A 21,747-nucleotide genomic window follows, 5' to 3' on the forward strand; every position below is an offset into this window, starting at 1 on the left:
GCTCTTCTAAGCTTTGCTGCTTCATCCAAACCTTCCATAATTGTAAACGTAGAATTTTCAGTGGCTACTTTTCTTAGCTTTGAAAACTCTTTATATTTTTCAGATTCATAAGCTTCAACGGCTGCCCTCATTGATGGAAATTCACAAATAACTGCTAAATTGGCATCCTCGGTCCTCTCCTTTCCTTGAGGCTCTGTATCTTTTGCAAAGACTTGACCTCCAACCTCTTTCAGCCATGGTCCAACTTTATTTACATATTCATCAAATAAATCTTGATTAATTATTTTGGCAGTTGATATCCAATAACCTTTAGCTTCTCTTTTATCCATTTAAAGTCCTAAATCTGCCCATTAAATCTATTAATATTGTTGTAACTTTGTAAACCTACTTTGAACGGTTAAACATAGCCTTTTGATTAGTTAACCAAAATATTAAATAGAAAAAAAAAGCTGGTACTCCTACCCCAATTAATGAACTAAAAAAAAATTTAGTATCAATATTAGTTTCTGTAAACGCAAAGAATAAATGCATGGCTATCAAATAAAAAGAAATCTACACCTTTATAATTTTAATTTCTTTCTTTTTTATACCAATGTAATATCGTTTTTTACTAAAACATAGATAAAAGATAAAAAGTATTTTTAAAATGAGCCAATATAAGAACATAAAAAACTATAAAAATATAATTTAAAATAAACCTTTTTTAACTTTTTATTTTTCTTCCAAACCAGCTAATTTCATAAGAACTTTTGCATTACTTACAACTGTATAATATTGTTTTTCTTGCATTGTTCTATCCATAACAGTTTTTAAAATACAGTTTAATTTTGATGTCATTGCAGGCATTAACAAATTCTAGATATAAAGAATGTTTGCTCCAAATAATTAAGAAGAGTTCTTAATTGTTCGATAGTATTTCCTTCTAATTCATTCATATGAGTATGATGCAAGTTGTAAGAGTTTCATTAATTTCACGAAAAAGTAATTGGCTATGAAATGGTATAAATTTTGCTTGATTAGAAATTAGATTTATTTTAATGTCCTAAAAGTTAATAATTAAATATGTTTGCAACAAATCAAGCTAAACAACCAGATTTAGAACTGAAAAATAATACAAAAATTATTGACCCCTTAACTATATGGCTTATTAGGATTGCATGTTTATTGATCATTATTGTTTTTTGTGGTCTTTTATTAAGTGTTCCTTTGGCAATATCAATTGGTCAGTCTTTATTTAATGACACACTTTTAAACGCTAAAGAAGTATTGAGAAATCTTATTGAAACATCACTTGCCTGATTAACTGCATAGGTTAGAAGTAGACAAAGCAAGATTTTTTAGTAGTGGAGTTGTAAGAGTTTCATTGTTCTTATTTTATCCCTAAATATCTCTCGCAGTAATAGTTAGCTAACTTGCGACTATTATAATTTTTTATTTCCTTGAGATTAAGCTTCTTCATCGCTTCATCACCTGTAATTTGAAAGCTTGAATTTAATTTTGCGCAGGTATCCTCTACTTTCGCTTCCTTATAAAAAGGGGTTCCTAAATAAAAAGCAAAAATCGATAGGAACAAACCAAAAGTTACGCCCTTTCTATGATTTCTCCAACATTCATAAGAATTTAAGTTAAAAACTTTTTTAAAGTCTTTTTTAGCCATAAAAAAAAGAGGTTTTTATCCCTCCAATTTTAGATCGACTGTCAATCGTATATTTTATCTTGATCTAAAATTTCTCTTTTTTATTTCTCACTAATTTTAACAAGATTTATCTTTTTTCTTCTTTCGCTTTTTTTCTACAGTAGGGAATTGATATTCTCTATTCTGATAATATTTAATACATTCTCCATTATTAGTTAAAGCGCAATATAAACCCTCAGCAGAGTCTGCAATAGAATTATAAACTACCTCTTTTAATGGTTTTTCAGGTGCTTTAAATTTCCCTCCACCTTTACCGACTAAAAGGAGATTGGCGTTTAGACTTGATCCACTTTTCTTTTTAACTAAAAGTTGTTTAGATTCGATATCTTCAATATCAATATTTGAATCGAATACGTATCTTGTAGATAAGAATGTTTCATTGATGCAAGTCTTCCTATTAATAGAAATCACTACGAGTCCAATTCCTCTTTTTTTGGGAGTTAGGACTTGAAACTTAAAATCTTCCACAAAGGGAGTAATAATTACTCTATTTTTATTGATATCAGATTCTTTTTTATTAATTAGTAAGTTTTCTGTCTCAAGAATTCTTTCCTCCCAAGTTTTTTCTAAAGAGGCATTTATACCAGGATAATTATTTAAAGCCTTCACTAATAAAAATGACATATCATACGCTTGTTTCTCAGACCACCAATCTGGAGATTGCTCCGCAGATAATTTATAAGGTCTTATAACTACATCTATTTCTTCTGAGGTTAAATCCTTATCGAAGGAATATTCTCTAGAAGATAAAACATTATTTCTTGATTTTTCTAAATCTTCCTCAATCGATCTAATTTTTGATTTACTTTGATTTAACTCTGATGCAGGTAAATCAAAATTTAATGGGAACGAAACTAAAGCAATAGTGAATAAAATAGCTAGATTTAATTTTTTCTTCATGATTAGAATAGATTTAATGATCCTTCAGTTGAATTTTTTCTTCTTTCATCTTCAGCTTCAAATTCTGCAATACATTCATCTTTAAGATACAAATGACAATCCAAATAATCCACAACTTTAATTAATGCAGCTCTCAAAGCTCTTGTTGCAGATGTCGTTTCATAAGATTTCTTTTCTTTAGTTGTATCTATAACACCTAAAGCCAATCCAGACCTATCGGCTTTTGATACAGATGATGTGGTTCCTTCAATAGTTCTACTAAATGCAATAGCCCCTGTAGATGTATTTATTACTCTTACATCAACAGCAACATAAGTATCTACTTTTGTTCTATCCTTACCTTCTCTCCATATTAAAATACGTCCATCAGAGTTAGATCTTGAACCTGCTGTATTAGGTATGTAGTCACTCAAAGAAGCAATAACAATATATTTTGCTTTTGTGAGATTTTTTTTAGTACCTGATATTGCTTGTTCTTCAAAAATATCATATAAATTATTCCTTTCAACAACAGTAAAATGCCCAGTATTAGCTAGTTCATTAGTTAAGACTTCTGCAAGCTTAATTTCAAAAGATGGTTTCCAAAATCCAACTCTAATTTTTTCGCCATTAACACCCTCTACAACACCATTCTCAGCAAAATCACCTGCAAAATTCTTAAATTTTCGAACAGCTATCGTCACTGGTTCAGTTATGTTGAAATTTGTGACTTCAGAATAAGAAGGATTTGAAGGAATAAAAAATATTAAATTTATAATTCCAAATAATCCCTTATTTATTATTTTTGTAGTAATTCTCATTTAAGAAATTTCAAAATTTAATTACAAAGTTAGTTCATAGAAATAAAAATACTCAATTTCAAATATCCTTTCTTAAGAAGTTTTAATAAATAAATTCTATAATATAAATCTGCTTAAAAATCTACTCATAGTAATATATACTCTATGCATTATTAAAAATTACAAAACATTTTTAATTTAAATTAAAAAATTGTATATGAAGAAAAATTTTTTATTGCTCAATATTCTTCTAACTCTCTTATTACCTTCAAATATAGTTTTTGCTAGAAGTCAAATATATCAAGGTAAATGTGGCTTCTTGCTATCAAATATTTTTGTGGATAAATGTAGCGCACTTTTTAATAAAGGCATTCTTACGATAATGCCAAAAGGGGCGCCGCAAGAAAGAATTTACCCTACTCAAATAGAAAGTTTTTCACTTTCTAGTAAAGAAACAATTAAGGTAAATCAGGATTTGGATAAATGGCAAAGACTATATCCTGAGCAATCCAGAGGATTCTTATTCTTTAAAAAGAAAGAAGGAATACCGAGATGGGTAGTTGATGCTACTTCAAAAAAAGTAACAGAACACAAATTCGTAATAAATTATGTGGATAGTTATATTTTCCCGAGGAAGGTATTATTTGTTCTCGAAGATAAGAGTCAAGCGGCAGCAATGCAATTATCTTTGAGAAAAACTACAGGTCTATATTTAGGAGAAAAAAGAAAACCTGGCGGTAGTTTAAGTCCAAGTTTTTCTAGGAAAATCACTAAAGAAGTTGAAAGAAAAGCCCAAAGAATTATGGGTTTATGTGCTGCTGGAATGTATGAGGATTCTTCACCTGTAATATCTGAATTAAATGCTTATGTCGAAAATACTATTAATGAAATTTCAATTTTTGAGAAATATGAACTTATAGCCAACAAAATTGATGCCGATGCAATTAAGACAATTGCATTTTGTGAAAATAAGAAAGTTGAAGAATTAACTCAGGCTAAAGAAGCGGAGAGACTTGCTAAAGTCAAAGAAATTGAGGAAGAGAAAGCTAAAAGACTTGATGCATTTGAAATGTTAAGTTCCTACTAAAGAAATAATAATCTTTTTTTTATAATTACCTTTGAACCTCTTGAATTCTTAAATCTAAATGAAAAAAACATTATTGCCTTTTTTTTTATTTTTATTAATTCCAATTTATGCATGCCGGAATTCAAATACTAAAACCGGTACAACTGACATACAACTTTCTCAAGAAGGTATGGTTGATCAGAGTACGAGAGACATTATCAGTAAGGAATATGATGGAAAAGGGAATTTATTAAATTGCACAATTGGAAATTCCTCTTGGAAAAGAGGACTCCCCTCATGTAATGAAATAATAGATAAAAGAACAAAGGATTTTGAAAGACTTGCTTTAGCTGAACAAAAGAGATTGGAAAAAGAAAAAAGTGAAGAAATCAAACAATATAAAAAAACTTTAAAAGATCAAAAGCAAAAACTGGAAAAAGAAAAAAGAGAAGAAACTAAAATTAATAAGCTACTTAAAAGAAAAAAATCCAATACAAAATCTTTTACTTTTCCTAATGGACTTAAAATTAAAACGATATCTCAAATAAGACTAGATCCTAGGTCAAATCAAATTATTGTTAATTGTGAAATTCTTAAACAAAAAGGGGGATTAGATCAATTTACAAAAATTTTTATAGAAGGTAATTCAAGAATTGAAATAGCCTTTTTTGATGAGCAAAAATTAGAATTAGCTAATCCGATTATTTTTCCCTTAAATATTTATGAAGGGCAGAAAGCTGGTTTTAAATACAAAAAAAATGTAGGGCAAGATATGTCAGATTTAAAAGGTATAAAAATAATTGGAGAAAAATCAAATATTAGAACTTCAGAATTTTTGCAGATTGACTCTATTGATGTTTCAATAAAGATTTAATTTAAAAAAAGTCAAGTGCATCATTACTTCTTTTCCTTCTCTCTTCCTTTGCTTCATATTCAGCTATACACTCATTCTTTAGATAAAGTACGCAATCCAAATATCCAGCTATTTCGTTAATAGCGGCTCTGATAGCTCTTGAGGGCACAGTTTTTTTAACAATCTCTACCTCTTCTTTATAGGTAAAGTTATTTTTATTGATTTTTATAATCTGATTTTGTGATCCATTTGAGACTTTACCTTCAATAGATCGGCTATAAGCAATTGCAGCAGTTTTAACATTTATAACTTTCAGGTCAAACGAAACATAATTATTTTCATAGTCGCTTAAAACTGCCCTAATAATATATTTAGGTTTAACCAATTCAATCTCTTTAAAATCATCTTGTCCTGAGAATAAACTCGATTCTTCTCTTAACTCTTTTAGTGCTTCTGGATCTCTTTCTATAACAATAAAATGACCAGCACTAGCGAGTTCAGTAGAAAGAATCGTTTTAAATTTATCTTCGAAACTTTTTCTAAACCATGGCGCATTTGATCTATCAAGTACTTTTGTGACTGCAACTGTAATAGGTTCAGGAATTGCGTACAAAGGACGGTTTAAAACATGCAAAGTTGTTAATCCTGAAGTAACAGAAAATACAAACAAATTTTTAATAATATTTAATTTGTTCAAGTATTTTTTTAAAACTTTAAGCAAGGATATCATGTCTTAATGGTTTTACAAAAATAATTTACTCATAAAATTTTTGTTTCTAAAAATTAAAATTTTTTTACTATCAATAATGATGGATTTAGAAGAAATCACTAAAAACTATTTCCGAATTTTCTTATTGAAATGTCTAGAAATGTAAAGAAATTCATAGTAGAAATTAAATTTTTAAACTCTTATGCCAATCTGGAGAAATTTCAAAAACGCTCACAATCATTTGATATACTTAAAAAGTTAAAATTAAATTAACCGCCTGGAGGGGTGGTCGAGTGGTTTAAGGCTCTAGTCTTGAAAACTAACAGATTTAAGAAAAAGAAAGTTTATATAATCTCTCAAACTTATTGATATAAAACTAATCTTACTAAGACAAAAATAATAAAATAATTTAACCCGAGACAGTTGTGACCAGTTTGTGACCACTATAAAATATGCGAATAAACTACTAATTAATTCAAATTTATCAAATTGAATCATCGTAAATCATCTTGAAAATATATTTAAGAATTTATTAATATAAATAGAATCACAGATTTATTGCACTAAAAAAAAGACTTTGAGAATTAGATAGTATTTTTAGCCAGATATCAGGCCAATCCTATTAAATCAGAATCTAATTAATTTACCAGCGAGGGGAATAATCTTGATGTCTCAAGAATTTTGCTGAAAGATCTTACAGCAGAGCCTATTTTTTAAAAAGGTATCTTTAGTCGCAAATGATTAATTGTAAAACAGCTAAAAGTTAATCAACAATTTGAAAGGTTTAATGACAAAAGAACAGAGGGTTTTATTTCGGATAGCAGTTACACTAAATTTACTTATGTTTCTGATAATAATATTTCTGGTATTAAATTAATTGCTATTTTTAATTATCAAATTAAGCAAAAGCTAATCATTTTTGTTCTTTTTCTAGATAGATTACGTATTAATAGTTATGGTTATGAAATTAGAAATTATTTGATGAACCAATAATTAAATTCTTGGATGAGATTTTATAGAATTTTTCATGAACTGATTCAGTAAATTCATTCTCATTTGTATAATTTACCAAATCTAGTGGATCTATATTTTCATCAAACCATTCATCGTAATCTATATTATTTGGCTCTGCATAAAAAGTCATTACTAATCTATAGCAAAAGAATTTCTATGAAACAGTACAAATACTACAAAAGTGAATATTTAGAAAGTTAACAGGTGGGCATTTGGAGTATTGAATTTACTTATTCCCTTAATGCTAAATATTTTTTAAACACTTAAGAATTTATCAATAACTGCTTGACTCAACTCACTAGTATTTCCGCTGGCAACAATACCTCCGCGTTGCATCGCATAATATCTATTGGCTTGCCTTACAAAATGCAAGTGTTGTTCAACTAATAAAACCCCAATTCCTGTATCTCTAATTATCTTATTGATTGCATTTTCAATGTCTAAAACTATATTCGGCTGAATACCTTCCGTTGGTTCGTCAAGTAATAAAAGTTGAGGTTTGCCCAGCAATGCTCTTGCAATAGCTAGTTGCTGTTGTTGTCCCCCACTAAGATCTCCACCTTTCCTATCTAGAAAATCTTTTAGGATTGGGAAGAGATCATAAATAAATGGATCTATTTTCTTGTTCTTAGATAATCCACCTGGCAGAGATTCCATTCCTAACATAAGATTCTCTTCAACTGATAGATATGGAATAATTTCTCTCCCTTGAGGAACATAAGCCATTCCTTTCCTAGCCCTCTGATGTGGTGCTTTTCTATTGATATTTTCGCCAATCAAATAAATATCGCCTTTTTTTTGTTTTAAAAGACCAATAAGTGATTTCAATAAAGTTGTTTTGCCAACTCCATTTCTACCAATTAAACAAACCATTTCTCCTGATTTAACATTTAAATCTACATCTCTTAGAATATGGCTTTCACCATAGTAGGTATTTAGGGATTTAACTTCTAGCAGTGTCATTTCCTTATATCCTCCTGTTTACCTAAATAAACTTCTATAACTTTTGGATCATTTTGGATTTTCTCCATTTTACCTTCGCATAATACTTTACCTTGATTTAACACAGTTACATCACTTTCTAGTCTCCTTATGAATTCCATGTCATGGTCGATAACTACAACTGTATTTGTACCTGCTAAGGATTTCAGTAAGTCTGCTGTTAACTCAGTCTCTTCGTCTGTCAAACCTGCTACTGGTTCATCTACCAACATGAGGGAAGGTTTTTGTCCTAGAAGCATAGCAATTTCAAGCCATTGCTTTTGGCCGTGAGACAGTGAACCAGCTTTTGTTTTTGATGAATTTGTTAAGTTTATTACATTAAGCAATTTTTCAATTTCTTGTTTCTTTTCCTTAGTTGCTTGGTTTGTAATTATTTTTAAAATCGATACACTTTGGCTTACAGAAATTTCTAAATTCTCTTCAACTGTCAAATTTTCAAAAATTCTAGGACTTTGAAACTTTCTTCCAACTCCAACGCGTGCTATCTTATGTTCTTTTTTACCTATTAATGAATTACCATTAAATAAAACCTCTCCAAAATTTGGCTTTACTTTGCCTGTTATTACATCTAGAAAAGTAGTTTTACCGGCCCCATTAGGTCCAATAATAGCTCTTAATTCTCCTTTTTTAAGAGATATATTTAATTTGTTTAGAGCTAAAAAACCTTCAAAACTTACACTAACATTTTTAAGCTCTAATAAATTCTTTTTTATCATAATTCAACCTCCTCTTTCCCAGCATGATCTAATTTTGGGTAGGTTATAGATTTTTTTGAAAAAGTAAGACTTTTTTTAACTAAAAACTTTATGAGATTTTTAAGAGGTAAAGGGAGTAATTTGAAATTCTTTTCAAAATTATCTAGTTTTAAGCTTATATCTATCAATAATGTTTTTGGACCATTCTCGTTCATCCAACCAACAATACCTTGTGGTAAAACTGTAACTACCAAAATAAATAAGCCACCTTGAATAAATAACCATGCCCCAGGAACAGCGCTTGAAACTAAACTTGCAAAAAGTCTTACAAAAAAAGCTCCAAAAACTGCCCCAATAAGAGTGCCCCTACCACCCACTGCAACCCAAATAACCATTTCTATTGAAAAAGGTGGGAGTAAATATTGAGGAGAAATTAAATCAGCTTGAACAGTAAATAAGGCGCCAGATATTCCTGCAAGTATTCCAGCAACAGTAAAAATAATAGTTTTATAAACTACAGGATTGTAACCACTAAATCTAACTCTTGCTTCGTCATCTCTTATAGCTATAAGAATCCTTCCGAATCTCTTACTTACAAGCCATTTACAAAATAAATAACTTAATAATAATAATATGGCTGTAATATAAAAAAAGAATTTTTGTGTTGTAGGGTCTCCAACTAAATAACCGAAAAGTTTTGTATTTGGTGTTGGAAGACCATTAGTTCCATTGATTAATTTCTGTTGGCTATTTATCCCGTTATAGAAAACTAAAAGAGCAGCTTGAGTAAGGATTGAAAAATATACTCCTTTTATCCTATTTCTAAAAACTAAATATCCTAATAAGAATGCTAATAATCCTGGAATAAGCCAAATTGCAAAAAAAGTAAAATAAGTAGATCTAAAAGGTTCCCAAAAAAATGGAAGACTTTTAACATCATACAAACTAAAGAAATTAGGCAACCCAATTGAACTATTTAATTGAAGATACATAGCGATGGCGTAACCACCTAATGTAAAAAATATTCCTTGTCCCAAACTAAGTAAACCTGTATAACCCCAGCTTAGATCTACTCCTAATGCCACTATTCCTAAGGCTAGAGATTTACCTAGGATTTTTAATCTGGAAACAGATACAATAAATGGCATAATTATTATCAAAAAAGAAATAATTGCCCATATATAGTTTTTGGCTTTAAGATTTTTGAGATTCATTATTCTACCGTCCTCCCTTTTTGAGGAAATAATCCTTGTGGCTTAAATTGAAGGAAAATAACTATTAATGAAAAAATTAAAACAACTGCCATACTTGATGTACTAAAAAAGTTTAGTGTATTAAATACAAAAGAAGGGGCGTTAGGAAATAGTGTTAGTAATCTTCCCGAAGCAAATATATCGGTTAATATTCCTATTCCAAATGATGCTAATACTGTTCCTAATATATTCCCAACACCTCCAAGAACTACAACCATGAAACAAGGGACTATATACAATTGTCCAACATCTGGACCTACTGATCCAAGAAGTGAAACTGCAACACCTGCAACACCTGCGAGGCCAGAACCAATTCCAAACGTTATTGTATCAACTTTTTTTGTAGATATACCTAAACATTCAGACATTGATCTGTTTTGAGTGACAGCTCTTATTCTTATCCCCCATTCGGTTAGATTTAGGAAAATTAATACTGCGATTACCGAAATTACTGTTATGGCTATTATTACAAGTCTAGTTTTTGGGAAGCTTTCTCCATAAATTTCAAATGGTCCTCTCATCCATTTTGGGGATGTTACGTCCACGAGTCTAGAATCAGGTCTTCTTATCCTTGGTATATTTGTTGCAAGAAAGTTATTTGATAATATTCCAATAAAAATTGGAATAATCCAATTGGATAATCTTATATATTTTTCATTAAATCTTTCTTTAATACTTTTTGGAAAAATGTTTTTTAATGATACGCCGGAAATAATTGAAATAATAACGCTAGTCCCAAATGAAAGAGAGAAGCTCCTTACAAATTGTTGAAGGAATAAGCTAACTCCCCATGTCCCAAGTAATGTCTCGAGAGGATTACCATATAGTCTTTTTATAATTAATCTCTCTAATAAAATTCCAACAGTTGCACTAAAGATAAAAGCTACAAAAATAGAAACAATTATATAGCTACCAAAAAATGGTTTTAAAAAAGGTTCTTTAAATAATAATTGGGTCACAAAAGTTGAATACGCACCTACCATTATTAGTTCTCCATGAGCGAGATTTATAACTCCCATTAGTCCAAAAACAATAGCTAGGCCTAGAGCTGCTATAAGATAAACTGATCCAAATGAAATACCATTAAAGAGTATGTCTACAAAAAGTTCCACTAAAGTAAATTAAAGAGATTAAAAAAAAAGGGATCTTTGAAAGACCCCTTAAAACATTATTTTTAGAGCTTATATTTCTGTCCTTTATTAACAGGATCAGTCCAGTCACAAGCGAAACCTTTATCCTCTTTTATGAATTGGTTCCAAGTTTGAGGTTTGATAATATCATCTGAGGTCTCAAGGATAGTAAATTGTCCTTCTGAGTTAACTTGACCAATTCTTACTTTTTGTGAGATATGGTGGTTTGGCATAACTTCGATAGGACCTTGAGGTGCGTCGAAAGTAGTACCCACTAAAGCCTTTCTAACTTCTGCATTTTCAAATGTACCAGCTTTCTCTACAGCAGCTTTCCAAAGGTAAACCATGTTATATGCAGATTCTTGAGGGTCTGCTACAACAGCATCTGGATCCTTAGTAAATTTTTTGTAGTTTTTAGCGAATGTTTTAGAAGCAGGAGTATCAATTGCCATCATGTAATTCCAAGCGGCATAATGTCCTTCAAGAAATTCAGGCCCGATTGTTTTGATCTCTTCTTCGGCTATTGAATAGCTCATTACGTAATATCCATTCTCAGGAGTAATTCCTTCATCCTGGATCTGTTTGAAGAAAGCAACGTTTTGGGCACCATTGAGAGTATTTATAATGACTCCCCCACGAGGTAGGGCTTTTTTGATTTTTGCAATGATTGGACCTACTTCATTACTTGAAAGGTCTAAATACTCCTCTCCAACCCATTCTCCACCAATAGCTTTTAGTTGAGCTTTAGTAATGCTATTTGAAGTTCTTGGGAATACATAATCAGAACCCACCAAGAAAAATGGCTTACCTGCAGCTTCAGATCTATTAAGCATAAAATCAGTAGCAGGCTCTGATTGTTGGTTAGGTGTAGCACCTGTATACATTATGTTGTTAGAGCATTCCCTACCTTCATATTGAATTGGGTAATAAAGGAATCCTTTCTTTGATTCAAAAACTGGCTCCATTGCATCTCTACTAGCAGATGTCCAGCCTCCAAATATGACAGGATATCCTGCATCTATCATTTGGCCTGCCTTTTCAGCGAATAAAGGCCAGTTTGATGCTCCATCTTCTACAAAGTAATTAATCTTATAGCTCTCGCCATTAATATTTATTCCACCAGCCGCGTTGATTTCAGCTATGGCCATTTTTTCAGTTTCCACAAGTGTTTTTTCTGAAATTGACATAACTCCACTTAAGGAATGCAGAATGCCGACCGTTATTTCGTTATCAAATGAAGCGGAACCAGAACCGCCTCCACAAGATGTCGCTGTTATAGCAAGTGAGGCAGTAGCTAATCCTGCCAAAATTCGCCTTGAAATTCTCATGAATTCTTTTAAATTAGGTAATTGACCCTGATTAAGGGGATAAAATAAAAGTTATTAATGAGCAAGGATTAGTTTTGTATCTGTAGTAACTTTTTGTTTAATTATTAATGAGTGAAGATTCGTTCTGTATCTGTAGTAACTTTTTGTTTACTCCATCCATAACAAATAATTATTTTTTTAGTTTCAATTGTTGGGTATATGTGATTCTAAAAATCGAGTTATTTCTTCAACTCCTTTTCCGATACTTAGGTTGGTAAAAAACCAAGGTTTCCCTTTTCTCATAAATTCGGTATCACTTTTCATGATATTTAAATCTGCACCAACCATATCTGCTAAGTCAATTTTATTTATTAATAATAAATCTGACCTTGTTATCCCTGGTCCCCCTTTTCTTGGAATCTTGTCTCCGGCAGATACATCAATCACATAAATTGATAAATCTACAAGTTCTGGACTAAAACTAGATGCTAAATTATCACCTCCACTTTCTACAAAAACAAAATCTAAAGCATTATATTTATTTTCTAAATCTAAAACTGCATTTTTATTTAAAGAACAATCCTCTCTTATCGCAGTATGAGGACAACCTCCTGTTTCTACGCCAATAATCCTTCCTTCCTCTAAAATTTTTTTATTTATAAGAAAGTTAGCATCTTCTTTGGTGTAGATATCATTAGTGACAACTGCTATCTCATAATTTTTTTTAAGGCTTAAACATAGAGTCTCGACTAATGCAGTTTTTCCTGAACCTACAGGCCCAGCAACTCCTACTCTCAATTTACTGCTCATAAATTAATTTCTAAAAAGTTTTGTATAAAGGTCATTATGATTTTGTTGTGCCATAGCTAAACCTATATTGCCAAAATAGATGTCATCAATTTTTTTGTCCATAATTTCTTCAGAAACTTTTGAAATTATTGCTAATAAGTCTCTCTGAATTAACTGTGTTTTTGTTGAACCAATAGGGAGAATTCTTAATGCTGCACTTAGTTGGTTTGCACTCCAAGTGTAGAAAAAATTCTCAACCATTTCTAACTTCGCAATTTCAAAACAATAACAAGCCCAACTCCAAGCCAATGGCCAAGAAATTTTTTTATTCTTTGCATATGGATATTCAAATCCAAATTCTTTGATTAAATCAAAGAGAGATTTTGCCATTTGAGTTTGTTGTTCTCTCATCTCGACAGAGTCCTTTGATGAGAGAATCCACTTATCCAAACTCAATAGCTTTTGCAAATTACTTTTTAAATTTTTGCCATCGTTTATCTCATTGAAAATATCAAAAAAATCTAGTAAGAGTTTTGCATCTAGTCTAATCTGGCCAATTGTTAGTTCACTTATGATTAATTCTTTTACCGAATTTGAGTCTTTTAAATTTTTATTATGAAGATAACTCTCCATTCCCTCGGAATAACAAAATCCTCCAACTGGTAAATTAGGGCTTATTAATAAATATTTTATTAAGTGACTTTTATTCATGACTATGCGCTCCTCCTTCAGGAGAAAATTTTTTCTGCGTATTTACGAAATCAACATTAAAATTTTTAATCATATTTTCAATAACGTAATCACTTTTTGTTAGAAGAATGTCGTCTACAATTTCTACTTCTACGTGTCTATTACCTAGATGATAAGCAGTTTTAATAAGTTCAATTTTAGATTTTGAACTTATTTCAATTAAACTTTCTATTTTGGCAATTATCTCTACATAAAAATTGGACTCATTAGTTGAAAGAATATCTCCATCATTTAATTTCCCCTTTCTTGGTAATTGTAAAATTATTTCTTGACCACAATCAGTTAATCTTTTACCTCTTAAGATTCTTCTTTCATCTGAACTTAAGGTTAGTTTAAAAAAAGAACCTAATTGAGGTTTTTCCTTAATCCAATCAGTTACAACAATTTGTTTATTTATTCTCATAATCAAAATTTTTGGTTACTTTAATTTAGTAATTAAAGAAAACAATTTATGATTAAAACTTCATGGGAAGGTAATTGTTTCTTAAATTTTTTCAATAATAAATCAAGTTTAGGAAATGTTGATAAAACAATCTTTAAATCTAAATCAACTTCTCCTTATAAGTTATTAAAGTCTACTCATGATCAGGAGGGCAGATGTATTTTACCTGTTCTTCATACTGCAGGGGGATTAGTTGGAGGAGATTTACTTGAGTTTGAAGTAAATCTTGAAAAAAACTCTAAGGTTTTGTTGACTACTTCTTCAGCTCAGAAAGTATATGGATCAGTTGGAAGATCTAAAATTAATCCAAAAGGAAGTTTTTCAAAGCAAAATAATCTCATAAAAATCCTTGATAATTCTCATTTAGAATATCTCCCCCAAGAAACAATTATCTTTGCAAATGGTTTATATGATCAAAAGTTTAAAGTATCTATTTCAGAAACTTCAAGTTTTTTATTTACTGATTTAATAAGACTTGGAAGATCTTCTTCAGGAGAGTCTATTGAAAGTGGAGTTTTTAGGTCCAAATTAGAAATTATGAGAAATAATGATTTATATGATGATTGGGAATATGTTGATCAAATTGAATTATCTAAAGCAAGTTATGTAGCCAAGTCAGGCATGGATTACAGGCCCGTTTTTGGATCCTTAATTTGGATTTGCGAAAAAGATTTTTCCAAATCAAAAATAAATAATTTAGTGGCAAATATAAAAAATATTTTCAATGAAAGTGATAATTATTTATCTATTGGGATTCTTCAAAATGGAATATCTGTAAGATTCCTAGGGAGTTCTTCTCAAGATGCTAGAAAATGTTTTTTTTATATTTGGAAACAAATCAGGTCTGTTTGTGGATTTTGTGAGCCAAAATATCAAGGGTTATGGCCTTTACAAGATTCTATGAATTATTAATTATGTTCATGGAGAACTTTTTTTGTAAATTTTTAGATTAATTTTTTATTATGCATCTCTCACCCCAAGAAAAGGATAAGTTACTTATTTTTTCAGCTGCGCTTCTTGCTGAAAGAAGATTAACTAGAGGTCTTAAACTAAATTATCCAGAGACAATTGCTTTCCTTAGCTTCCAAGTTCTTGAGGGAGCAAGAGATGGTAAAAGTGTTAGTGAATTAATGTCTGAAGGGACATCATGGCTTTCAAAATCACAAGTAATGGATGGAATTCCTGAAATGGTTGATGAAGTGCAAATAGAGGCCATCTTCCCTGACGGGACCAAATTAGTAACTATTCACAATCCAATTAATTAATTATGGCTTACTTAATTCCTGGGGAAATAATATCAGAACAAGGAGAAATTGAATTAAATCTTGGAAAGGATGTAAAAACAATAACTGTCTCTAACTCTGGAGATAGACCTGTACAAGTTGGTTCTCATTATCATTTCTTCGAAACAAATCAAGCATTGATTTTTGATAGAGAAATTGCTCTTGGTATGCGTCTAAATATCCCTGCAGGAACAGCTATTAGATTTGAACCTGGGGATACAACAGAAGTAAAACTTGTTTCTTATTCTGGTTTAAGAAAAGCATTTGGTTTTAATTCATTAATTAATGGTTCTCTAGATATTTAAAATTATGTCTTATAAAATCAATAGAAAAACATATGCGCAAACATACGGTCCTACTAAAGGGGATAGAGTAAGGCTTGCTGATACCGAATTATTAATAGAAGTCGAGAAGGATTTAACTACTTACGGAGATGAAGTTAAATTTGGAGGCGGTAAAGTAATCCGAGATGGAATGGGACAGTCTCAAGTAACAAGAGAGGAAGGAGCTGTTGATACTGTAATCACAAATGCTTTAATAGTAGATTGGTGGGGGATAATTAAAGCAGATGTAGGATTAAAAGACGGAAAAATTTTTGAAATTGGAAAAGCCGGCAACCCTGACATTCAAGATAATGTAAATATTATTATAGGAGCTTCAACGGAAGTGATTGCAGGAGAGGGGCATATCCTCACAGCAGGATGTATAGATACTCATATTCACTTTATTTGTCCTCAACAAATAGAAACAGCATTATCTTCAGGAATAACAACTATGTTGGGTGGAGGAACAGGTCCTGCTACTGGAACTAATGCAACTACCTGTACTCCAGGTTCTTTTCATCTTTCTCGTATGATTCAATCCGCAGAGGCCTTCCCCATGAATTTGGGATTTTTTGGCAAAGGGAACTCATCCAATGAGAGGAATCTTATAGAACAAGTTGAGGCTGGCGCATGTGGTTTGAAATTGCATGAAGATTGGGGGACTACTCCTTCAACTATAAATTCTTGCCTTAATGTGGCAGATGATCTTGATGTTCAAGTATGTATTCATACTGATACTTTGAATGAGGCAGGCTTTGTTGAAGATACTATAGCTGCTATTGCTGGTAGAACTATACATACTTTTCATACTGAGGGTGCAGGAGGTGGACATGCCCCAGACATTATAAAAATTTGTGGAGAGAATAATGTTCTTCCAAGTAGTACTAATCCAACAAGACCTTATACGAGAAACACCTTAGAGGAACATCTTGACATGCTAATGGTTTGTCATCATTTAGATTCTAAGATTCCAGAAGATATCGCATTCGCTGAATCAAGAATTAGAAGAGAGACTATTGCAGCAGAAGACATTTTACATGATATTGGCGCCTTTTCCATTATCGCTAGTGACTCTCAAGCAATGGGTAGAGTTGGGGAGGTAATAACAAGAACTTTTCAAACTGCTCATAAGATGAAAGTACAAAGAGGTCCACTTTCTGAGGATTCTGATAGGAATGATAATTTCAGGGTAAAGCGATATATTTCTAAAGTTACAATCAATCCAGCAATAGCTCATGGAATCAATAAATATGTTGGCTCAATAGAGAAGGGTAAAATTGCAGATTTGGCTTTGTGGAAACCTTCATTTTTCGGAGTAAAGCCTGAATTAGTTGTAAAAGGAGGATCTATAGTTTGGTCCCAAATGGGAGATGCCAATGCTTCAATTCCAACTCCCGGACCTGTGCATGGAAGACCTATGTTTGCAAATTTTGGTCAATCACTTTTTAAAAGCTCTTTCACCTTTTTAAGTAAAAATTCAATAGAACAAAATATTCCTAAAAAGTTAGGATTACAAAAAAATTGTTTAGCTGTAGAAAATACCAGAAATATTAATAAATTGAATTTAAAGCTCAATAACAAACTGCCAAATATTTCTGTTGATCCTCAAACTTACGAAGTTTTCTCTGATGGAGAACTTCTTACTTGTGAGCCTCTTAATGAAGTTCCAATGGCGCAAAGATATTTTTTGCTCTAGAAGTTTTAATTTTTTTGAAAGTTTCAGATAATAGATGAAAATAAATTTTATAAAAAACCAAATTTTTTCAAAATTATGGTGACCATTTTGTGACCACTTTTAGCCAAGAAAAGTACGAGAATTATCAGAACTCATAAAAACCTTAAAATAATTTATTTAAAGTTACTTTTTTTTCTGATGAAACCCTTCAGCTTTGATAAGCCCTCTGCTAATATTATTAAACTAGCTTAATATTTGCTTTCACCTGGAGGGGTGGTCGAGTGGTTTAAGGCTCTAGTCTTGAAAACTAGCGTATCTGCAAGGGTACCGTGGGTTCGAATCCCACCCCCTCCGTCAGAAATTGGACCCAGAGAGTCACATATATACCCATAAAGTCCTTTAAAAAGGGGATATCTATATTTTATTGAATATACGAATGTATTCAATAATCAAATTAGTGTTGGGTGAAATGTTGGGTGAATAACTAAAGTGTTGGGTGAATGAGATTGATTAGAGAAATAAATTTGAGGATAAACTTTAAATAATCTCTATTGCATAGTCAATCTGGTTCTCTTTCCAAACAATCAGGTGGGTAATAAATCCTATAGTCACATTTCAAGCATGCCCATTTTGCTGAAGGTATTTCTAAAGAGCAACCCATAATTGCGTATTCTCCAGAGGTTCCATCTTCTGCACTTGGCATACCCCAAATACAAGGTTTTATTGATTTCTTTGCTTTGCATTTAGGACAGTTTTGAATTTTATGCCATCTATATTCTCCATCAAATAAGGGATAGCAATTCTCCATTAACTTTCCTCGAAAGTACCAAGTATCGTCAATCATTGGAGGTTCTTTTTTTTAGAAATCTTCTTCAAAGGGAATTTCCATTATTGGATTCTTTATTCCATGTTTTTTAGCGGTTTCAAGCATTACTTTATAGTCATGCTTGCATTCTTCGTAGAATTTCTTTTCTTCATCTGTAGCGTCTTTATTTAAAGGTTTGCCTGTAGTCGCAAGCATTAATAACCTTTGGTATCTCTTATTAGTAATCATGATTTAATTTTTGCCCTTCACCAAGAAAAATAACAACTTTAACTTTAATTGTAAGCATTAGAAAAGACATCTAAAAAAAGAAGGATAAAATAATAAAAAATGAGTTTTAAGTGAGCGTTTCTTCCCTTCAAATAAATGAAAAACTTACTCTTTCTCAACTTGAGTCATTTCTTTGGGAGAGTGCAGATATCTTGAGAGGTAGTTTAGATGCTTCTGAATTTAAAGATTATATTTTTGGAATGTTATTTCTTAAGCATTTATCTGATGCTTTTGATGAGGAGAGAGAAAATGTAATTCAACATTACCTAGATACTGGTAAAACTCAGCAGCAAGCAGAACAATTTGCTTCAGAACAAGATGAATACGACAAAACATTCTTTGTACCTGAAATTGCAAGATGGAAAAATCTAAAAGATCTCAAACATGACGTTGGGTCAGAACTTAATAAGGCAACTGAAGCAATTGAAGAACAGAATCCAACACTTGAAGGCGTATTAGTATCAATTGATTTTAATATCAAAGATAAACTTGATGATGGGAAACTAAGAGATCTTCTGTCTCATTACTCGAAATATAGATTAAGAACTTTTGATTTTGATAGACCTGATTTACTTGGTGCTGCATATGAATATCTGATCAAGATGTTTGCTGACTCTGCCGGAAAGAAAGGGGGAGAATTTTATACACCAAGTGAAGTAGTCAAATTATTGGTTGAACTTATTAAACCTAAAGCGGGAATGAAAGTTTATGACCCAACTTGTGGTTCTGGTGGAATGCTTGTCCAAACAAGAAATTATTTAACAAGAAATGGAGAGAATCCATCTAATCTGATGCTTTCTGGTCAAGAGAGGAATTTGAGTACTTGGGCAATATGCAAATTGAATATGTTTTTGCATGGAGTAAGAGGAGCAGATATTAGGAAAGGAGACACTCTTGGTGATCCTCAACATGTAGAAAATGGTGAATTGATGAGATTTGATAGAGTTATTGCTAATCCTCCATTTTCTTTGAAGAAATGGGGTAGGGACCTCGCTGAGGATGATGGGTATGGAAGATATCGCTTTGGGTTACCTCCTACAGATGCTGGTGATTTAGCATTTGTTCAGCATATGATTGCCTCTTTAAATAATGAGGGGGTAATGGGAGTTGTTGTTCCTCATGGTGTTCTTTTTAGAGGTGCATCAGAAGGAGAAATTAGAAAAGGAATACTGGAAAATGACCTTTTAGAAGCAGTAATTGGTCTTCCTTCATCACTTTTTTATGGAACTGGAATACCTGCAGCACTTTTGATTATTAATAAGCAGAAAGATGATGAAAAGAAAGGTAAAGTTCTCTTTATAAATGCTGAACTTGAATATCAGGAAGGTAAAAATCAGAATATCTTAAGGGATTTAGACATAGAAAAGATTGTGAGTTGTTTTGATTCTTATGAAGAAATTAAACGCTTCTCAAGAGTTATCTCAATTGAAGAAATTAGAGAAAATGATCATAACCTTAATATCAGAAGATATGCAGATACGTCTCCTCCTCCTGAAAAGTTTGATGTAAAAGGGATATTAAATGGAGGAATTCCAATTAAAGAAATTCATGATGAATATATACAGGAGGTTTTAAACGGATTTGATGTGGGTTTAATTTTAGAAAATAAAGATGATAAATATATGATTTTCAAAGATGAGATAAAAGATAAATCTCAAATTAGACATATTCTTGGAGAGGTATCTGATTCAGTTATTGAACAGTTTGAGAAATGGTGGGATAAATATGGAGTTTCTCTCTCTCAAATTGATTCTGAGGTTAAGGAATCTGAATCATTAATGCATGAATTCTTGAAGGATTTGGGATATGAATGAATTTAAAAAAATCAAATCTTTTGCAAATTCGTTAACCAGAAAGAATATTGATAACAGATCTTCTGCCGATGTTTATTCAGTAACCAAATATGATGGATTTGTGAGATCTCTTGATTATTTCAAAAAGCAGGTATTCAGTAGAGATTTAAGTACATATAAAATTGTGAAAAAAGGAGAATTTGCATACTCGACTATTCATTTAGATGAAGGAGCAATAGGTCTACTTCGAGAGGATGAAGCATTAATAAGTCCTATGTATACTGTTTTTGAAGTAGATAAATCTGTTGATATTTTTTACCTAAATCATCTTCTTTCTTGTGATTTGCTTTTGAATAAATATGCACTTATTGGACAAGGGAGTGTCAATCGTCGAAAATCAGTACCATTTTCAACCTTCTCAGATTTAGAAGTAAGAATACCTTCATTGAAAGAACAGAAGAAGATTGCCGAAATACTTTCTGAAATTGATAAATTAATTGAAAGTAAGAAAGTTCAAATTGAGAAACTAATGATTTTAAAAAGAGCACTTTTGAATTCATTTATTTCTTCTATCGATCTTAAATATAAAAAATTTCCCTTATCTGATTTTGTAGTTAATTATGTTGGTGGAGCGTCACTAAAACCTAGTGATTTTAATAATAGCGGATTTCAAATTATTCCTAAAAAGGCAGTCCAACTTGGCGGTAAAATAAATCTTGGTGATGAACTTTTGTACTGTAGTTATAAGTTTGCTGAAGAAAATTCTAATCATATAATTGACTATCGATATGTTATTTCAACTCTAAGGGATCTCGTCCCTTCTGGTCCTTCTATAGGTTTAGTAGGAGTTTTAGAAGAAAAAGGAAAATTTATTCTTGCTCAAGGTGTTTATGGATTTTTATTAAATGAAGATTTAGATAATCAATTTTTTGTACAGATATCTAATACAGATTGGTATAGAAGATTAATGCGAAAGATAATGGTTGGAAGTACACAAGTTCACATTCGATCAAGTGAGTTCTTAAAGATTAATCTTCCTATTCCACCCATTAAAGAACAAAAGAAACTAGTAAAAATTCTTGCAAGTTTAGATAAGAGAATAAGTATGGGAAAAGAAAATTTAATTCAACTAAAAAATCTTAAAAGGGGATTATTAAATGATCTTTTATCTGGTCTGCAAAAGGTAAAGGTTTAA

26 protein-coding genes and 1 tRNA gene are annotated in these 21,747 nt (G+C 31.3%); 10 read left to right on the top strand and 17 right to left on the bottom strand.

The window, feature by feature from the left end; translation table 11 throughout:
- On the bottom strand, positions 1 to 329 hold a 329-nt coding region (locus EU92_RS0108880), incomplete at its 3' end, for a DUF1330 domain-containing protein (protein ID WP_032523452.1).
- Positions 330 to 711: 382 nt separating this feature from the next.
- Positions 712 to 837, bottom strand: a complete 126-nt coding sequence (locus EU92_RS10265; protein WP_275040517.1) for a hypothetical protein — start codon at positions 835 to 837, stop codon at positions 712 to 714.
- A 225-nt stretch (positions 838 to 1,062) separates the two neighbouring features.
- Between EU92_RS10265 and EU92_RS05810 the strand changes: the two genes are divergently transcribed.
- A complete protein-coding gene (locus tag EU92_RS05810) occupies positions 1,063 to 1,299 on the top strand; it encodes a hypothetical protein (protein WP_032513706.1) in 237 nt (78 codons plus the stop codon).
- Between the two features lie 70 nt (positions 1,300 to 1,369).
- Here the strand turns inward: EU92_RS05810 and EU92_RS05805 are convergent, their stop codons facing one another.
- The 3 genes from EU92_RS05805 to EU92_RS05795 all read right to left on the bottom strand — a co-directional run bounded on the left by EU92_RS05805 (position 1,370) and on the right by EU92_RS05795 (position 3,396).
- Positions 1,370 to 1,657 carry a hypothetical protein gene (locus EU92_RS05805; RefSeq protein ID WP_032513705.1) on the bottom strand — a complete coding sequence of 96 codons (288 nt, stop codon included), beginning with the start codon at positions 1,655 to 1,657 and terminating at the stop codon, positions 1,370 to 1,372.
- Between the two features lie 96 nt (positions 1,658 to 1,753).
- The gene (locus EU92_RS05800) at positions 1,754 to 2,596 is read right to left on the bottom strand and encodes a hypothetical protein (RefSeq protein ID WP_032523536.1); all 843 of its coding nucleotides are present in this window, start codon (positions 2,594 to 2,596) and stop codon (positions 1,754 to 1,756) included.
- A gap of 2 nt (positions 2,597 to 2,598) precedes the next feature.
- The gene (locus tag EU92_RS05795) at positions 2,599 to 3,396 is read right to left on the bottom strand and encodes a CsgG/HfaB family protein (RefSeq protein WP_032513703.1); all 798 of its coding nucleotides are present in this window, start codon (positions 3,394 to 3,396) and stop codon (positions 2,599 to 2,601) included.
- Between the two features lie 196 nt (positions 3,397 to 3,592).
- On the opposite strand from EU92_RS05795, the gene EU92_RS05790 reads away from it, so the two are divergent.
- Positions 3,593 to 4,462 (top strand): hypothetical protein, encoded by an 870-nt coding sequence (locus EU92_RS05790; protein ID WP_032513701.1) that lies wholly within the window; start codon positions 3,593 to 3,595, stop codon positions 4,460 to 4,462.
- Between the two features lie 58 nt (positions 4,463 to 4,520).
- The gene (locus tag EU92_RS05785) at positions 4,521 to 5,315 is read left to right on the top strand and encodes a hypothetical protein (protein ID WP_032513700.1); all 795 of its coding nucleotides are present in this window, start codon (positions 4,521 to 4,523) and stop codon (positions 5,313 to 5,315) included.
- 1 nt (position 5,316) lies between these two features.
- Here EU92_RS05785 and EU92_RS05780 read toward each other — a convergent pair whose 3' ends face one another.
- The 10 genes from EU92_RS05780 to ureE form a co-directional block, all read right to left on the bottom strand.
- Positions 5,317 to 5,964, bottom strand: a complete 648-nt coding sequence (locus tag EU92_RS05780; protein WP_206537407.1) for a CsgG/HfaB family protein — start codon at positions 5,962 to 5,964, stop codon at positions 5,317 to 5,319.
- A 1,006-nt stretch (positions 5,965 to 6,970) separates the two neighbouring features.
- Positions 6,971 to 7,147, bottom strand: a complete 177-nt coding sequence (locus EU92_RS09850) for a hypothetical protein (protein WP_193741743.1) — start codon at positions 7,145 to 7,147, stop codon at positions 6,971 to 6,973.
- Between the two features lie 125 nt (positions 7,148 to 7,272).
- Entirely contained in the window at positions 7,273 to 7,980 is a 708-nt protein-coding gene (urtE, locus tag EU92_RS05775; protein ID WP_032513698.1) for an urea ABC transporter ATP-binding subunit UrtE, read from the bottom strand.
- Positions 7,977 to 8,735 carry an urea ABC transporter ATP-binding protein UrtD gene (gene urtD / locus EU92_RS05770; RefSeq protein ID WP_032513697.1) on the bottom strand — a complete coding sequence of 253 codons (759 nt, stop codon included), beginning with the start codon at positions 8,733 to 8,735 and terminating at the stop codon, positions 7,977 to 7,979. The genes urtE and urtD overlap by 4 nt, the downstream gene beginning before the upstream one ends.
- Positions 8,732 to 9,928, bottom strand: coding sequence for an urea ABC transporter permease subunit UrtC (gene urtC / locus EU92_RS05765; protein ID WP_052045057.1), 1,197 nt, complete (start codon positions 9,926 to 9,928; stop codon positions 8,732 to 8,734). The genes urtD and urtC overlap by 4 nt, the downstream gene beginning before the upstream one ends.
- Entirely contained in the window at positions 9,928 to 11,079 is a 1,152-nt protein-coding gene (locus EU92_RS05760; RefSeq protein ID WP_032513696.1) for an ABC transporter permease subunit, read from the bottom strand. Before EU92_RS05760 ends, urtC begins: the two co-directional genes overlap by 1 nt.
- A gap of 62 nt (positions 11,080 to 11,141) precedes the next feature.
- The gene (urtA, locus tag EU92_RS05755; RefSeq protein WP_032513695.1) at positions 11,142 to 12,425 is read right to left on the bottom strand and encodes an urea ABC transporter substrate-binding protein; all 1,284 of its coding nucleotides are present in this window, start codon (positions 12,423 to 12,425) and stop codon (positions 11,142 to 11,144) included.
- A gap of 183 nt (positions 12,426 to 12,608) precedes the next feature.
- Positions 12,609 to 13,214 (bottom strand): urease accessory protein UreG, encoded by a 606-nt coding sequence (gene ureG / locus EU92_RS05750; RefSeq protein ID WP_032513694.1) that lies wholly within the window; start codon positions 13,212 to 13,214, stop codon positions 12,609 to 12,611.
- A 3-nt stretch (positions 13,215 to 13,217) separates the two neighbouring features.
- Positions 13,218 to 13,904, bottom strand: a complete 687-nt coding sequence (locus EU92_RS05745) for an urease accessory protein UreF (RefSeq protein ID WP_032513693.1) — start codon at positions 13,902 to 13,904, stop codon at positions 13,218 to 13,220.
- Positions 13,897 to 14,346 (bottom strand): urease accessory protein UreE, encoded by a 450-nt coding sequence (gene ureE, locus EU92_RS05740; protein WP_032513691.1) that lies wholly within the window; start codon positions 14,344 to 14,346, stop codon positions 13,897 to 13,899. Before ureE ends, EU92_RS05745 begins: the two co-directional genes overlap by 8 nt.
- Before the next feature lie 48 nt (positions 14,347 to 14,394).
- Between ureE and EU92_RS05735 the strand changes: the two genes are divergently transcribed.
- The 5 genes from EU92_RS05735 to EU92_RS05715 all read left to right on the top strand — a co-directional run bounded on the left by EU92_RS05735 (position 14,395) and on the right by EU92_RS05715 (position 18,020).
- Positions 14,395 to 15,297, top strand: coding sequence for an urease accessory protein UreD (locus EU92_RS05735; RefSeq protein ID WP_032513690.1), 903 nt, complete (start codon positions 14,395 to 14,397; stop codon positions 15,295 to 15,297).
- 50 nt (positions 15,298 to 15,347) lie between these two features.
- Entirely contained in the window at positions 15,348 to 15,650 is a 303-nt protein-coding gene (locus EU92_RS05730) for an urease subunit gamma (protein ID WP_032513689.1), read from the top strand.
- Between the two features lie 2 nt (positions 15,651 to 15,652).
- Positions 15,653 to 15,973 carry an urease subunit beta gene (locus EU92_RS05725; protein ID WP_032513688.1) on the top strand — a complete coding sequence of 107 codons (321 nt, stop codon included), beginning with the start codon at positions 15,653 to 15,655 and terminating at the stop codon, positions 15,971 to 15,973.
- A gap of 4 nt (positions 15,974 to 15,977) precedes the next feature.
- Entirely contained in the window at positions 15,978 to 17,687 is a 1,710-nt protein-coding gene (gene ureC / locus EU92_RS05720) for an urease subunit alpha (RefSeq protein ID WP_032513687.1), read from the top strand.
- Positions 17,688 to 17,933: 246 nt separating this feature from the next.
- Positions 17,934 to 18,020: transfer RNA gene (locus EU92_RS05715), tRNA-Ser, on the top strand.
- Positions 18,021 to 18,225: 205 nt separating this feature from the next.
- On the opposite strand, the gene EU92_RS05710 is transcribed toward EU92_RS05715, so the two are convergent.
- Positions 18,226 to 18,510 (bottom strand): hypothetical protein, encoded by a 285-nt coding sequence (locus EU92_RS05710; protein ID WP_032523537.1) that lies wholly within the window; start codon positions 18,508 to 18,510, stop codon positions 18,226 to 18,228.
- A gap of 15 nt (positions 18,511 to 18,525) precedes the next feature.
- Positions 18,526 to 18,720 carry a hypothetical protein gene (locus EU92_RS05705; protein WP_032523538.1) on the bottom strand — a complete coding sequence of 65 codons (195 nt, stop codon included), beginning with the start codon at positions 18,718 to 18,720 and terminating at the stop codon, positions 18,526 to 18,528.
- Between the two features lie 110 nt (positions 18,721 to 18,830).
- Between EU92_RS05705 and EU92_RS05700 the strand changes: the two genes are divergently transcribed.
- Positions 18,831 to 20,573: a type I restriction-modification system subunit M gene (locus EU92_RS05700; RefSeq protein ID WP_206537408.1), complete on the top strand. Its 1,743-nt coding sequence runs from the start codon at positions 18,831 to 18,833 to the stop codon at positions 20,571 to 20,573.
- Positions 20,566 to 21,747, top strand: a complete 1,182-nt coding sequence (locus tag EU92_RS09395) for a restriction endonuclease subunit S (RefSeq protein ID WP_052056057.1) — start codon at positions 20,566 to 20,568, stop codon at positions 21,745 to 21,747. Before EU92_RS05700 ends, EU92_RS09395 begins: the two co-directional genes overlap by 8 nt.

The sequence above is a fragment of the Prochlorococcus marinus str. MIT 9107 genome, from assembly GCF_000759855.1.
GTDB lineage: Bacteria > Cyanobacteriota > Cyanobacteriia > PCC-6307 > Cyanobiaceae > Prochlorococcus_A > Prochlorococcus_A marinus_N.

Bases quoted from the DNA above. Each gene is read 5' to 3' on its own strand.
- EU92_RS05730 (WP_032513689.1), top strand. From the start codon at position 15,348: ATGCATCTCTCACCCCAAGAAAAGGATAAGTTACTTATTTTTTCAGCT.
- EU92_RS05745 (WP_032513693.1), bottom strand. From the start codon at position 13,904: ATGAATAAAAGTCACTTAATAAAATATTTATTAATAAGCCCTAATTTA.
- EU92_RS09395 (WP_052056057.1), top strand. From the start codon at position 20,566: ATGAATGAATTTAAAAAAATCAAATCTTTTGCAAATTCGTTAACCAGA.
- EU92_RS05790 (WP_032513701.1), top strand. From the start codon at position 3,593: ATGAAGAAAAATTTTTTATTGCTCAATATTCTTCTAACTCTCTTATTA.
- EU92_RS09850 (WP_193741743.1), bottom strand. From the start codon at position 7,147: ATGACTTTTTATGCAGAGCCAAATAATATAGATTACGATGAATGGTTT.
- EU92_RS10265 (WP_275040517.1), bottom strand. From the start codon at position 837: ATGACATCAAAATTAAACTGTATTTTAAAAACTGTTATGGATAGAACA.
- ureG (WP_032513694.1), bottom strand. From the start codon at position 13,214: ATGAGCAGTAAATTGAGAGTAGGAGTTGCTGGGCCTGTAGGTTCAGGA.
- urtD (WP_032513697.1), bottom strand. From the start codon at position 8,735: ATGATAAAAAAGAATTTATTAGAGCTTAAAAATGTTAGTGTAAGTTTT.
- EU92_RS05725 (WP_032513688.1), top strand. From the start codon at position 15,653: ATGGCTTACTTAATTCCTGGGGAAATAATATCAGAACAAGGAGAAATT.
- EU92_RS05705 (WP_032523538.1), bottom strand. From the start codon at position 18,720: ATGATTACTAATAAGAGATACCAAAGGTTATTAATGCTTGCGACTACA.
- EU92_RS05735 (WP_032513690.1), top strand. From the start codon at position 14,395: ATGATTAAAACTTCATGGGAAGGTAATTGTTTCTTAAATTTTTTCAAT.
- EU92_RS05785 (WP_032513700.1), top strand. From the start codon at position 4,521: ATGAAAAAAACATTATTGCCTTTTTTTTTATTTTTATTAATTCCAATT.
- EU92_RS05805 (WP_032513705.1), bottom strand. From the start codon at position 1,657: ATGGCTAAAAAAGACTTTAAAAAAGTTTTTAACTTAAATTCTTATGAA.
- urtA (WP_032513695.1), bottom strand. From the start codon at position 12,425: ATGAGAATTTCAAGGCGAATTTTGGCAGGATTAGCTACTGCCTCACTT.
- EU92_RS05795 (WP_032513703.1), bottom strand. From the start codon at position 3,396: ATGAGAATTACTACAAAAATAATAAATAAGGGATTATTTGGAATTATA.
- ureC (WP_032513687.1), top strand. From the start codon at position 15,978: ATGTCTTATAAAATCAATAGAAAAACATATGCGCAAACATACGGTCCT.
- EU92_RS05800 (WP_032523536.1), bottom strand. From the start codon at position 2,596: ATGAAGAAAAAATTAAATCTAGCTATTTTATTCACTATTGCTTTAGTT.
- EU92_RS05810 (WP_032513706.1), top strand. From the start codon at position 1,063: ATGTTTGCAACAAATCAAGCTAAACAACCAGATTTAGAACTGAAAAAT.
- EU92_RS05710 (WP_032523537.1), bottom strand. From the start codon at position 18,510: ATGATTGACGATACTTGGTACTTTCGAGGAAAGTTAATGGAGAATTGC.
- ureE (WP_032513691.1), bottom strand. From the start codon at position 14,346: ATGAGAATAAATAAACAAATTGTTGTAACTGATTGGATTAAGGAAAAA.
- urtE (WP_032513698.1), bottom strand. From the start codon at position 7,980: ATGACACTGCTAGAAGTTAAATCCCTAAATACCTACTATGGTGAAAGC.
- urtC (WP_052045057.1), bottom strand. From the start codon at position 9,928: ATGAATCTCAAAAATCTTAAAGCCAAAAACTATATATGGGCAATTATT.